Origin of the sequence: Xanthomonas sp. LMG 12461, assembly GCF_009192935.1 — a bacterium.
GTDB lineage: Bacteria > Pseudomonadota > Gammaproteobacteria > Xanthomonadales > Xanthomonadaceae > Xanthomonas_A > Xanthomonas_A sontii.
Genome location: NZ_NQYT01000001.1, coordinates 1 through 12,860 on the forward strand (window position 1 = coordinate 1; position 12,860 = coordinate 12,860).

Annotated in this window: 12 protein-coding genes and 1 pseudogene; 4 read left to right on the forward strand and 9 right to left on the reverse strand. The window is 61.1% G+C overall.

Translation table 11 applies throughout. The features are described from left to right. The 3 genes from CEK68_RS00005 to CEK68_RS21140 all read left to right on the forward strand — a co-directional run. On the forward strand, positions 1-466 hold a 466-nt coding region (locus CEK68_RS00005), incomplete at its 5' end, for an integrase core domain-containing protein (protein WP_152238137.1). Positions 467-665: 199 nt separating this feature from the next. Beyond that, positions 666-1,256 carry a hypothetical protein gene (locus CEK68_RS00010; protein ID WP_152238138.1) on the forward strand — a complete coding sequence of 197 codons (591 nt, stop codon included), beginning with the start codon at positions 666-668 and terminating at the stop codon, positions 1,254-1,256. A gap of 282 nt (positions 1,257-1,538) precedes the next feature. After that, positions 1,539-1,856 carry a transposase gene (locus CEK68_RS21140; RefSeq protein WP_081613560.1) on the forward strand — a complete coding sequence of 106 codons (318 nt, stop codon included), beginning with the start codon at positions 1,539-1,541 and terminating at the stop codon, positions 1,854-1,856. 410 nt (positions 1,857-2,266) lie between these two features. Here the strand turns inward: CEK68_RS21140 and CEK68_RS20910 are convergent, their stop codons facing one another. From CEK68_RS20910 to CEK68_RS00040, 5 genes are all read right to left on the reverse strand, one after another. Further along, a complete protein-coding gene (locus CEK68_RS20910; RefSeq protein ID WP_017916501.1) occupies positions 2,267-2,440 on the reverse strand; it encodes a hypothetical protein in 174 nt (57 codons plus the stop codon). A gap of 622 nt (positions 2,441-3,062) precedes the next feature. Next, positions 3,063-3,311 (reverse strand): SymE family type I addiction module toxin, encoded by a 249-nt coding sequence (locus tag CEK68_RS00020; RefSeq protein ID WP_152238139.1) that lies wholly within the window; start codon positions 3,309-3,311, stop codon positions 3,063-3,065. 422 nt (positions 3,312-3,733) lie between these two features. Beyond that, positions 3,734-4,216 (reverse strand): hypothetical protein, encoded by a 483-nt coding sequence (locus tag CEK68_RS20915; protein WP_193314059.1) that lies wholly within the window; start codon positions 4,214-4,216, stop codon positions 3,734-3,736. A gap of 101 nt (positions 4,217-4,317) precedes the next feature. Beyond that, complete coding sequence (locus tag CEK68_RS00030) at positions 4,318-4,737, reverse strand: hypothetical protein (RefSeq protein ID WP_152238140.1); 420 nt, start codon at positions 4,735-4,737, stop codon at positions 4,318-4,320. Positions 4,738-5,080: 343 nt separating this feature from the next. After that, positions 5,081-5,557 carry a YcxB family protein gene (locus CEK68_RS00040; RefSeq protein ID WP_152238141.1) on the reverse strand — a complete coding sequence of 159 codons (477 nt, stop codon included), beginning with the start codon at positions 5,555-5,557 and terminating at the stop codon, positions 5,081-5,083. 535 nt (positions 5,558-6,092) lie between these two features. Between CEK68_RS00040 and CEK68_RS00045 the strand changes: the two are divergent. Next, positions 6,093-6,824 (forward strand): annotated as a pseudogene (locus CEK68_RS00045) (adenylosuccinate synthetase); the annotation flags it as partial. A 131-nt stretch (positions 6,825-6,955) separates the two neighbouring features. Here the strand turns inward: CEK68_RS00045 and CEK68_RS00050 are convergent. From CEK68_RS00050 to CEK68_RS00065, 4 genes are read right to left on the reverse strand one after another with little or no spacing between them, the layout of a single operon-like run. Next, positions 6,956-8,764 (reverse strand): DUF262 domain-containing protein, encoded by a 1,809-nt coding sequence (locus CEK68_RS00050; RefSeq protein WP_152238142.1) that lies wholly within the window; start codon positions 8,762-8,764, stop codon positions 6,956-6,958. Positions 8,765-8,800: 36 nt separating this feature from the next. After that, entirely contained in the window at positions 8,801-10,093 is a 1,293-nt protein-coding gene (locus tag CEK68_RS00055) for a restriction endonuclease subunit S (protein WP_152238143.1), read from the reverse strand. Further along, positions 10,086-11,624 (reverse strand): N-6 DNA methylase, encoded by a 1,539-nt coding sequence (locus CEK68_RS00060; protein WP_152238144.1) that lies wholly within the window; start codon positions 11,622-11,624, stop codon positions 10,086-10,088. The genes CEK68_RS00055 and CEK68_RS00060 overlap by 8 nt, the downstream gene beginning before the upstream one ends. Further along, on the reverse strand, positions 11,621-12,823 hold the full coding sequence (locus tag CEK68_RS00065) for a Fic family protein (protein ID WP_152238145.1): 1,203 nt from the start codon (positions 12,821-12,823) through the stop codon (positions 11,621-11,623). The genes CEK68_RS00060 and CEK68_RS00065 overlap by 4 nt, the downstream gene beginning before the upstream one ends. Between the last annotated feature and the right edge of the window lie 37 nt (positions 12,824-12,860).

Below are 12,860 nucleotides of genomic sequence, written 5' to 3' on the forward strand. Positions count from 1 at the left end.
CGCCGGGGGCGTGATGCTCAAGGCCCTGACCATCGTCGACGATGCCACGCACGAGGCGGTGGCGATCGAGGTGGAGCGGGCCATCTCCGGCCACGGCGTGGCGCGGGTGCTGGATCGGCTGGCGCTGACACGGGGTCTGCCGCAGGTGATCCGCACCGACAACGGCAAGGAGTTCTGCGGCAAGACGATGGTGACGTGGGCCCACGCGCGCTGTGTGCAGCTGCGCTTGATCCAGCCAGGCAAGCCGAACCAGAACGCCTACATCGAGAGCTTCAACGGCCGCCTGCGCGACGAGTGCCTCAACGAACACTGGTTCCCGACGCTGCTGCACGCCCGCACCGAGATCGAGACCTGGCGACGGGAATACAACGAGGAGCGACCGAAGAAGATCTTGGGCGGCCTGACCCCGGCCGTCTATGCCCAACAGCTAGCGGCCAAAGCCGCTACGATGAAACCCGGACTCTAAATAGCCCCGCTACTGAAAGCGGGGGGACTTCGGGCCCTGCACGAGTCGGGAGGCCGCCGAAGGTCGGATCGGCAGCAGAAGTGGAAGCGGTGGGTGCGCCCCCGCGCTCTGCTTCGGACTCTTGTTCCGGAACGATCAAACAGCTTCAGAAACTCCGCCAGCCGCCGCTATTGCCATCTGAAGCCACGATGAGGTCAGAATGGAACTCCTCCCCAAACTTTTTATGCTGACGGCGCTTTTCGCGGCAGCTTGTCCTGCCGCAGCCATCCCCTTCGACGACGAGGGCGAGCAGGCACGGGTCAACCCGGACAACCAGGCGCGGATCCGTTTCTTCGGGCAGGCCGCGATTGGCCTGGAGTTCTATCGCAACGCCATGTGCTATGGCGGTGATGCTGAAACCGAAACGCCCTCCAGTAGAGGCTTCAGCGGTGCCTTCGGCAGCAAGAAGAACATTTCCCTGGGAATGGCGGTCACTCCCAATGTCACCAACCTCAAGCAACGTAGCGGCATCCTGGCCAAGGCGTTCTATCGTGAATACGCCATTGCCGCCGGCGAGCCCATCGCCATTCACGCCTCGTATTACGAAACCACGGGCCCGATCGGCATTTCGAGCCGCTGCAAGGATTTCGGCGTGTCCTTCGTTCCCGAAAAAGGCCAGGACTACGAAGTTTCCCTGGATCTCTCGCGCCAAACCTGCCATCTCACCATCTCCAGGATCAGCGAAACCAGCGACGGCGTCGCGCTGACTCCGGTCGAAATCAAAGACGCGAAGGAATGTAGCGACGGATAGGCCGCTTTGCTGCCGGGCGTGACAACGTAAAATCAGGGGTAAAGTGCACCTATCGAGTGCACTTATCCTGTTCCAGCACAAAGGTGTAGTCGACTAGAGCCTCATTGGGCGGCGCCACGCTGGCTCTGGTTCAGAGCGGAGAATGTCGAAGGGCCGTCAAAGGGCCGTCAGGGAAAACCAGGGTCAGAGTGCACTTTCCCTATACAGAGTCTGGACGCTGCCCGATGGGAAGGGGCGTTCGAACGCACGAAGCTGATCTCACCTCAGCGGGAAGGATCGCACATGCCACGTCGTCCCCGTTTGGATCTTCCATGCGTCGCTCAGCATATCGTGCAGCGGGGCAATGATCGGCAACCATGCTTCTTCGCAGACATTGATCGTATACGCTACTTGCAGGATCTGCACGAACTGGCACTCAAGCTCGGCATTGCGGTGCATGCTTACGTGTTGATGACCAATCATGTGCATTTGCTGCTCACCAGCCAACAGCCCGGTACGGCACCGACGCTGATGCAGTCGCTTGGTCGCCGCTACGTGCGCTACATCAACACGCAATACCATCGCACCGGTACATTGTGGGAAGGTCGCTACAAGTTGTGACCAGTTCAAGACGAAATCTATCTGCTTCGCTGTTATCGCTACGTCGAACTCAATCCGGTGCGGGCTGGCATGGTTGTCGATCCAGCGGACTACCGTAGGTCGAGCCATTCCTGCAATGGCGTCGGGCAGGCTCGCGCTGTTACAACCCCATGCGAGCTATCTAGCCATTGCCCGGCCGGCCAGCGCGCAGACCACTATCGCCGCTCCGTGCTGGATGCGATCGACCCGGACGAGACTGCAGCCATCCGTCTCAACTTGCAGCGGCAACACGCGCTGGGCAACGACCGTTTCCGAGAGGCGATTGAACGTCAGCTTGGCCGTCGAGCCGGCCCTGCAAGAATCGGGCGGCCGCCAAAGGTCAGGTCGGTAGTAGAAGGAGATGGAAGTGCACTCTGACCCCTGTTTACTGTTTACTGGGAAAGCAGCGCGGTCGGCAACCAGACGATGAAGACGCCGAAGTGCATGGCGAAGACGGCCTCGCCGCCTGGCGGCACGTACCCGGCAAGCGCCATCACGTGGACGATGAGGCTGAGGACGAAGCCGAGGGCGGCGAGCACCAGCAGGGGAAGCAGGAGCGCGATCATGCGGTGGCTGGGATGCGATGTGGGTGGCGCGTTAAGGAGGCGGCCTCGGGTCGGTCGGTGAGTGGCCGATTTCCGTGCTTATTCTCGAAACAAAACGGGAGCAGGCCAGATTGAGCTTTCGACAATATCGTCGGGCAGGAAGCCAATTCCGCAGACTCCACAGTAATGTCCAGCCACGAACTGCTGTAGTGGTTCTGGTTGCAACTTTTCGCTCTTGCATTCATCCACGGCAAGTTGATCTTTTCGTCGATACCCGGCTCGCTCCTCACCGTTCCCAAAAATTTTTCTCGGACTTGCGGATCCAATGAGAAGCGTCTTCTCGCGAATGTGAGAAGTGCTCAAGCACTTGGGGCAGGCGGTCAGGTTTTTGGCGTCGTCCATAGTCATCCAGAATACATGATGACTGCCGCTATCTGGCCATTGCCCCGGCCAGCCAGCGTGCAGACTGCCATCGACCAGGCGAGACTATTGCTATGAAGTCAACCTGGCCTCGTTCCCGGGGAAGCTGTGGTTGTCGATCTAGGGAAGCTGACGGGGTAAGTGCAATTTTCTCTGTCTTGAAACAAAGTGGTTGTTCGCCATCTCAGCAATCTTTTGATACGCGTGGTGTGCGACTGCCGTGTCAGCCCTTGCTGGCCACGCTAACCACCAGTTCGCCGTCGCGCACCTGCACGCGCAGCGTACTACCGATGGTGAAGCCCAGTTCTTCCATCCAGCGGCCGCCCAGGCGCAGCGCGGGCTTGCGTTTGCCGTTGGCGGAGCGGCCGCAGCCGACGGTGCACTGCTGTGGCGGGCGTGGGCGGCGGGGCGGTCGCGAGGCGCGGGCAAGATCGGCGGCGTTGGCGGCGGCGACCTGTTCGGGCGTCAGCATGGGGATGGGCGACGATTCGACGATCGTCCACTGCGGGCAGTGGCGATGCTTGTGCGACTTGCGCTTGCAGGGAGCGGCGGGGCGGGGCGACGGTTGACGCATGGCACAGCCTCCTTGGCAGACAGGAACCCGCGCCGAAGGGCGACGGGATGTCGGGAGGTTAGAAACCGCTCATAGACGGCGGGCTTATTTCCCCGAAGGGTGTTGTATTCGACGCCCTCCCGACGCAGACAGCGCGTCGGAGTGTGCCTGCGAACAGGCAAAAAAAACCACCGGTTTGACGGAGGTGGGTGCCGCTATGAGAGGAGTTTCTACGCTCCTTGGAGGTGATGGTGCTGCTGGTTTTTGGGGATGTCAACTGCCGATGCTGTACAGCGAAGATGAGCTTTTAAGTGAGCATAACGCCATCAGAGGTCACCCAGTTAATGGTCGGGCCACAACTGCGCTGCGATTTGGACCTCTTGAACTCCATCCGATAACTCTTCCAGCAGCGCTTGAGGAACATCGCCGCCTGACCCTGGAAGAACGTACGCCCAATCAAAAGCATCTTCATATGCTGAGAAGCCGAATTTTTGCATTGCTTCAAAAACAAACTGTCGAAATTGGTCGTTTATTACGGGTCTGTTGAATGCTATACAAAGGGCACCTTCATCTCCGTCACGCACAATATTCGCTATATCTGCGATCTGCTCGGCGGGGAACACTATCTCGTTGCTGTAGGGCCCAACGCCAGGTGTGCCGTACTTCATGAGGAAGGTAAGCACTTGCTTGAACGGGACAGCCCTTTCGCGGCCTTGATGGAAGTAATGAAGAAATATGGTGGAGCTCATTGTGGTGTGAATAGCTAATTGGGCTCGTCTGAAAAAGTGGTATCGGCATGAGCGGCTGACGGGGTTCAGGTTCACTTATCGATTGAGTTGAACCCTTGCGCGGGCATGCGGGCCTATGTCTGCGAAGCATCGGTTCTTGGTCTGGACCGTGTAACGGGGTAGTTTCACTTAGGAAGTCAACCTGACCCCGTCTCTGAACGTGTCGCCGGCTGGGCAGCATGCAGGCTATCGTCATTTTTCCAATATAAGGCCGACTCATGCTGGAGTGAAACTAAAAATCGAGCTTCAGTTCTGGTTGCAATTCGCTTAATGAACTTCTCGAGGTCGCCAGTTGCAGATAATCCCGCCGGCTCGGGACCTTTGATTCGCAAGTAACAACGAATGGCTACAGGAAAATCCATGCCCTTGGTATCCTCTGTGTATAGCGTCCGATCGTGGAACTCACATATGGCGTAAACGGACAGTCCGGAGTCGAAGAATCCTTCGGCTGTAGTGTCGTCGCTAGCTATGCCCAGTGCGCCCAATTCGCGTAATGTTGTAGAGATGGCGATAATTGAAAGGCGCTCATCGGCTTCAAGGTGAATGTCTATTCCCATACTTGTAGCCTAACATCTGACGCTGCTTGCTGCACATGCCATCGGACTAACGAGGTCAGATTCACTTAATCGAATGAGTTGGATCCTTTGCGCGGGTGGCCATCCGGGCCTATGCCAGCAAAGCACCGATCTTGGCTTTTGCCACGTGTTTCAATTGGGAAGCCTACCTGACCCCGTTTCTTCTCAGCGGCAACACGCACTGGGCAACGACCGTTTCCGTGGTGCGATTGAGCGCCAGCTTGGCCGTCGAGCCGGCCCTGCAAGAATCGGGCGGCCGCCGAAGGTCAGATCGGTAGTAGAAGAAGATGGAAGTGCACTCTGACCCCTGTTTTCCAACTTCTTGTTAGATTCTGGCCGAACGAATTTTATCGCGAGCTATGGTCAAAAAGCGCATCCTCTCTTCCTTGGATGAGAAAAAGCGGTTTGGAATAACGTGCGCCATCTGCGGCGTCACATAGATCGCAACAAATCCGGGGCGCGAAACGGCCTTCTCAATGCCTGGCCAGTAAAACAAAGATTTGTTGAACTTTGTCTGCTCAAGCAGGTGCTCGTTTTCCAGCTCGATGACGTGCTCGGTCAAAACGGTTTTGCTGCGTGTCGAGAATTGGTGCACTATGCTAAAGAGTGCTTGGGCTACCCAGAATGCCACGTAGATGAAGAGTGTCGAAAAAAGTGCGACGCCAAATCCTGCGTGGATGCGTGAATAGAATATGGCGGCCGAAAGTGTTGCAAAAAGTACTTGTGCGATCGGCGATAAGAATTGGTGGAGGATTTGGAAAAGCGCGATATCGAAAAAGTGGTTCGAATATTTAATTTTCATGTAATTTCGCAATTTCCTGAATTATCTGAATGCTCTGTTGCCCGGTGAAGCCGGTGCGCGAAGCAGTCCAGGAGAGTCAGGAAGTCAGGATGCATACCCATTCACGGTTCTCCGATGGTACCCGATCAACCCAGCGCAGAAGTGCACTTTCCTACGTAGGTCGCAGGGATCCTCCGAAGTGGCCACCGCGCCGGCGGACCATCTGCGGTCGAGCCATCCTGCAATGGCCTCGGGCAGGCTAACGCGCTGGTACAACCCCATGCGAGCTATCTAGCCATTGCCCCAGCCGGCCAGCGCGCAGACCACTATCGCCGCTTCGTGCCGGATGCGATCGGCCCAGACGAGACAGCGGCCATCCGCGTCAACTTGCAGCGGCAATGCGCGCTGGGCAACGACCGTTTCCGAGAGGCGATTGAACGTCAGCTTGGCCGTCGAGCCGGCCCTGCAAGAATCGGGCGGCCGCCAAAGGTCAGGTCGGTAGTAGAAGAAGATGGAAGTGCACTCTGACCCCTGTTTCCCGACCCATGTTTCCCGTTATGACGAGGCCCTGGCCTTCGGCGAGTACGTGCAGCCGATGAAGTCCGACGTCGCCGGCATCCTTCACGACCTGCGCAAGCAGGGCAAGCGCGTGCTGTTCGAAGGCGCGCAGGGTGCGCTGCTGGATATCGACCACGGCACCTATCCCTACGTCACCAGTTCCAACACCACCGTCGGCGGCGCACTGGCCGGCACCGGCGTGGGCGCGCAGGACATCGACTACGTGCTGGGCATCGCCAAGACCTACGCCACGCGCGTGGGCGGTGGCCCGTTCCCGACCGAGCTGGACGACGCCATCGGCCAGGGCATCCGCGACCGCGGTGCCGAGTACGGCGCCTCCACCGGCCGCCCGCGCCGCTGCGGCTGGAGGGACATCGTCGCGCTGAAGCGGGCGGTGGCCATCAATGGCATCTCCGGCCTGTGCATCACCAAGCTCGACGTGCTCGACGGCATGGAGAAGCTGAAGGTGTGCATCGCCTACGAATACCGCGGCAAGCGCACCGAATACGCGCCGCTGGACGCGCAGGGCTGGGAAGAGTGCACCCCGGTGTACCTGGAGTTCCCGGGCTGGAGCGAGAACACCCACGGCATCACCGTGTGGGACGAACTGCCGCCCGCCGCCCGCGCCTACCTGCGTGCGCTGGAGGAACTGGCCGGCTGCCCGATCTCCATCGTCTCCACCGGCCCGGACCGGGATCACACGATGGTGCTGCAGGATCCGTTTGCGTGACGCGTCGTGTTGGAGCCATCAGGCTGACGAAATGAAAGCGAGGCGCTGGTCGCCCCGCTGCTCTTTGCAGAGTGACAGTCGATAACCTGGTGGCATTCGATAACTGCCTTCGGTGTCAGTGTTCCGACTTATCAGTTGGTCACCATATCCGCGGGCGCCGCACGCTTTCCCATTGCCGCTTCAATCAGCGCGAGCAGGTTCTGCTGGCGTTGAGCGCAGAAGCTGTCGAAATCGTCGGCGCGTAGGGCGTCCACCGGAATGCGATGACTGGCCAGTAGCGCGTCCATGCCGCTGTTATCCAACTGGACTTGCTTGTGGGCCTGCAGGGCGGCCAGATAGCTGGAGGGAGCGGAGCCGCCGATCATGCGGTTTGCCTTGTAGGAGATCGGCGTCTTGTTGATGATCGAGTCGTAGCGCCGGCGCGGGATGTTCTGCTTCTCGCACCAGTCGCGCGGGAAGATGTGGTGGATGTCCAATGCCACCTCGTCGGCCTCCAGGTCGCGAATACGCGACTTCCAGAACAGGTCCTGCGCACCTTCGCGCAGTACCAGCACGTTAATGCCCTTGTAGGCGGCGCTCAGGCGCGAGGTCAGCGAGGCGAGGCGGTCGATCTGGAAGGTGGCGTCGGCAATTGTGCGCGGCGGTTGGTCATCATGCTCGATCCAGCTCAGCAGCTCGTCGACGTCATTTGCGATGCGGGTCTCCACCGCGCCGCCGTAGAGTTCGCCCAACACGCCGCACCAGAACCACTGCGCCAGCTTCTGGTGGATGCGCGGCTCGCGCCAGTGCTCGTCGGCGCCGATCAGTGCCAACACCGCCGCCAACGGCGCCAGCTGGGTGCGGTAAGGCAGGTCGCGTGGCGCGGTGAAACATTCCTGGCGCAGGAACTTGGCCGCACGCAGGAACCCTTGTTCAACCGGGTCAGCCCAGCGCCTGTAGGCATCCAGCGGTAGTTCCAGCACCGATGCGCGCTTGGCGCTGACCGGGGCCACTTGCTTGCCGGTCTTGCCGGCCTCGATATCGGCACGGCGCTTTTCCAGCGTGTGCAGCATGGTCACCGCCTGCAGAAAGTCGGTGTTCTCCACCCCGCGTAGGATGGGTTCCTTGGCCAGCCGCTTGTAGCGCGAGGACACCTTACGCAGCTCGCTGCCGTACCAGTCGTCGCGCAGGTTGTAGCCATCGGCCGCGTAGCTGGCGGTCACCAGCTCGAACACCGATAGCGGTACGCCGCCGGTGTTGACCTTCTCGAACACCAGGCACACTGCTTCCTTGCTGGTCTCCTTCTTCAGCACGATCAGCGGGATCTGGTACTCGTTGTATGCATCGAGCACCTTTTCTTTGAACTCAAAGAATTGCGCCTGCGCAGCGGCGTTGAACTTGAACAGGTCCTGCAGCCAGCCCATCGCCTCCAGGATCTCCGAGCATGGGAAGTACAGCTGTTTGCATTCCAGCTCGCGGGTGGACAGGTCCAGATCCAGCCTACGGCCGAAATCGCTGCGCTGCTGGCGGCTGCCGTCGGTGGCGATGATGGCCTCGTCCAGCCGGTCCGGGCCGGCCAGGGCGGTGGGGATGTGGATGTAGTAGTGGCGGTCGACCGGCTTGCCTTTGTCGGTGGTGGTCTTGACCGGGCCGGACAGCTTGAGCACCTGGGTCAGCGTCGTCAGACGCTGCTGACCGTCGAGGATCAGCTTTTCTGGAGCGGCCAGTCCTTGCAGCGGCACGTTCTCCACCGGGCGGACCTGGAAGCGCACCTCGCCGCCGGTTTCCAGCAGCATCACCGCGCCCACCGGGAACGAGCGCCCCAGGCTGACCAGCAGGCTGCGCACGTGTTCGTCATCCCAGACCCAGCCGCGCTGGAAATCCGGTAGCTGGATCTTGCCTTGGACGACGTCCTTGAGCAGGTCCTTCAATGGCAGTTTGGTGCTGTCGAATGTGGTCATGGGGTCGCTTCCTTGTGATGGATGGGATGGATCAGGTCAGCTTGTCGCCGCCTTGCGGCCGCGCTTTGGTTTGGGCGCGGCGGCGCGCTGGGCGCGGATGCGTTCCAGCAGCGCGCTGGCCGGTTCGTCGCTGGGGTCCTGCGGTACCAGTTCGCCGCGGAAGGCCTTGGCGAGCAGGCTCTGGGTCAGCGCGTCGATGCGCTGCTGGGCGGCGGTGACCTTGGCTTCCAGTTGGTCGGCGTAGGCGAAGAGCTGTTCGACGCGGCGAACGATTTCGATTTGTTCTTTGATCGGTGGAATGCGCAATTTGACTTGGTTCAAGACCTTCAAATTAATGTTCTTTTGCGCGGTCGCAGGTGCGAGTGCCTCAAGCGACTCCTTGTTGTCGTCGATGACGTACTTGATGAACTGTGCTATGCAATCATCCTTGTTTGGGATGAAGCCGACAACGCTATCAGGGAAGCAGGCGTCTATCGCGAGCATGGCAGTGTCGGCTATGTTCGCCGCGATGGTGATGCATAGCGTGCCGGATGGGAAAAGCCTGCTTTGCTTTAGCCCAAATTCGCTGTAAAAGACTTTTGATGATGTAAGTGCTCCGCCTGAGTTTGCTACATCACCCGTTTGGATGAAGGGATATGCGGAGCCGTAGAGGCGACTGTCGTTCCGTGGTCGATGCTTGGATTTGCCTCGTGACAACTCTCCCAGGCTGGCGAGCGTAACTTCGCGCCATGACTCAAGCGGACCAAGCTGCTCCTGTTCTTCTGATTTCCCAATGGGAACTCGTAGGTCAGCTGAAAGACGCCCAATTACAGCGGAGTGAACCACCGATTTCCGGAAGCGCTTTAGCAGGGCGGGGATGGCGTCGATGCGGGCCTTGAGGGTGTCGACCTGGGCCAGCAGCGCATCCAGCTTCTGCGCGATGCGCTTTTGCTCTGCAAGCGGTGCAAGTGGTATCTCCAGGTCGTAAGCATCCTGTCGGTTTAGACCGGGAATCGCAGTCGATTTATTTAGCGAAGCTAGATCTAGATTTCTCAGCAGGTAATATATGAATTTGGAGTGGGTGACTTCAAATTCATCAACATAGTAGGTGGTGTCGATGGGAGAGCATGGAACAGCTGAGTAGCAAACCTCACCGACACTCCCCTTTCTGCCAACGATAACCGTCGGGCCTTCTGCCAAATAGGTTGAGTGATTCCCAACAATTCCATTGGAGCCATAGACGGGGTAAGCGCCACCATCACGTGATGTCGCTAGAAGTGCCTTGCCGTACTTCAACTCCAGAATTTCCCCAAGTTGGCAGGGACCCCACCCAACCGGCAACTCACTCACCGTCCACCTCGCCGCTGCTCACTTCCAGCCCCATCACCTCGGCCAGCAGCCGCTTCTGTTCCAGCGCCTCATCACCGGCGCCCAGCGCCTGCATCAGCGCGTCGAGTTCGCGCAGCGCTTCGCTGAGTTCGGCCATGGCTTCTGCGGCCAGCACTTCGGGCGCGGGCAGGCTATTGGCATCGACGCTGTCGGCATCCTTGAGCCAGCTGATATCCAGCGAGTCGCCGCGCTCGGCGATCTGGGCGCGGGTGAAGCAACGGAAGCGGCCTTGCTCGCCTTCATCGGTGCGCGGGCTGGCGCCGTTGGGGTCGGTGCCGTAGGCCTCCTCGAACGGTTTCAGATGCGTCGGCCCGAACGGGGTGCGCTTGCCGAAGCTGGGCATGTTGCTGCGCAGGTCGTAGACCCACGTGGCCTGGGTGCAGCCGGTGTCCTGGCGCGGGTTAGCGGCGGTGCCTTTCTGGAAGAACAGCACATTGGTCTTGACGCCCTGCGCGTAGAAGATGCCGGTGGGCAGGCGCAGCAGGGTGTGCAGGGTGCACTTGTCCATCAGGTCGCGGCGGATGTCGGTACCGACGCCGGCCTCGAACAGCACGTTGTCCGGCAGCACCACGGCGGCGCGGCCACCGGGCTTCAGGCCACGGTAGATGTGCTGCAAAAAGGCGAGCTGCTTGTTGCTGGTCTTGTAGGTGAGGTCGTCACGGGTGGGTCCGCCGCCGCCCTTGGCGGTGCCGAACGGCGGGTTGGACAGGATGATGTCCACCTTGGGCAAGGCGGCGCCGGCATTGCCGAGGCTGTTGCCGAGCTGGACCACGCCGGCGCCTTCGCCGGACATGCCGTGCAGCAGGCAGTTCATCAGCGCCAGGCGGCGGGTGCCGGGCACCAGCTCCATGCCGGTATAGGCCTTGTGCTGCTGGAAGCGGCGGGCCTTGTCGTCGAGCGTGTACAGATCGTCGGTGTTGACCTTGATGTAGGCATCGGCGGCGATCAGGAAGCCGGCGGTACCGGCGGCCGGATCCTGCAGGGTTTCGCCGGGCTGCGGCTGCAGGCAGCGGATGATGGAATCGATCAGCGGGCGCGGGGTGAAGTACTGGCCGGCGCCGGACTTGGTCTCGTTGGCGTTCTTCTGCAGCAGGCCTTCGTAAAGGTCGCCCAGGCCGTCCTCGCGCGCGCTGAACCAGTCCAGCCCGTCGAGCGCGGTGACCAGGGTTTCCAGATGGCGCGGTTCCTTGAGCCGGGTCTGCGCGTCGGCGTAGATGGCGGCGATCATCGGATCGCTGCTCTGGCCCAGGTCCAGCAGCATCTGCCGGTAGTGGTTGAGCAGGTTGAGGCCGGACTTGCCGCTGAGATCGGGCCAGCGGCTGCCGGCGGGCAGCTTGTGCTCGAAGTTGGGATTGTTCTGCACCTGCTCGTATTCCATCTTGACGAACAGCAGCAGCACCAGCTCGGTGACGTAGTCGCTGTAGTTGATGCCGTCGTCGCGCAGGACGTCGCAGAGGTTCCAGAGTTTCTGGACGATGTCGTTATGGGTCATGGGGTGCTGCCTTGTTCTGAAGTGGTGCGGGCCGGCAGCGCGATGCTGGAGGCCGGCGTGTTGATGGCGTAACGGGTGCTGCGGCCGCTGCCGGGCAGGCGGCGCAGGCAGCCTTTTTCCAGCAGGTCGGCCAGGTGGCGGGTGGCGGTGGCCTTGGAGACCTTGGCCACGGCCTGGTATTGCGAGGCGCTGATGCCGTGTTCGAAGCCGCGCTCGCCGCCATCGAGCAGGCGGTTGAGCACCTTGAGCTGTTCGGCCGACAGCGGCTGTGCGTGATGCTGCTGCCAGAAGCGTGCTTTGGCCAATACCCGATCGATGCGGTGCAGTGCCTGCACCAGGCTGTCGTGCAGGGTGGTGAGGAACCAGCGCAGCCAGCCGGTGATGTCCAGCGAGCCTTTCTGGGTGGTTTCCAGGCTGCGGTAGTAGCCGCTGCGGTCGGCGAGGATGCTGGCCGACAGTGCATGGAGGCGGATCGCCTGCGGTTGCGCCTGGGCCAGGGCGAGATCGGTGAGTGAGCGAGTGAGGCGGCCATTGCCGTCGTCGAACGGGTGCAGGGTGACGAACCACAGATGGGCGATGCCGGCGCGCAGCAGCGGGTCCAGCGTGGCGTCGGTGCGCGAGCTGGCGAACCAGCCGAGGAAGGCGGCGAGCTGGGCGTCCAGACCGTCGCGCGGCGGGGCTTCGAAGTGGACGATGGGGCGGTCGAGCCGGCCGGAGACGACCTGCATCGGCGCATCGCCACGCAGCGCGCCGATGCGGATGCGACTGGGCAGCAGGCTGTCCTGTTCGGCAAACAGCCAGCGGTGCCATTGCAGCAGGCGGGGCAGGTCCAGCGGGGCGTCGGCGCGGCCGGTGGCGTCCAGCATCAGCTCGGCCAGCCCCTCGCTGCGGCCAGTGGTGCGGCGCGGGCTGTCTTCGGCCAGCCCCAGATGGCGGGCCAGCGAGGAGCGTACCGAGCCGACATCCAGCCGCTCGCCCTCGATGGCCGAGGAGGTGACGATGTTGGAGAGCAGGGTGTCCAGTGCTTCGGCGGCCTGCTGGTCGCCGGCGACCGCGCCGGCCATGCCGAGCAGCTGGCCGTGGGCGTGCTGGCAGTCGCGCAGCAGTGCCGCCAGGGCATCGGCCTGCCAGTGGAAGCGGGGCCAGTCGGGCTGCTGCCAGATCCAGCGGGGCCGTGGTTCGGTTACTTGGTTGGACATTGGTGAGCCGATTGGCTGGATTAATTGGCTCTTTGGA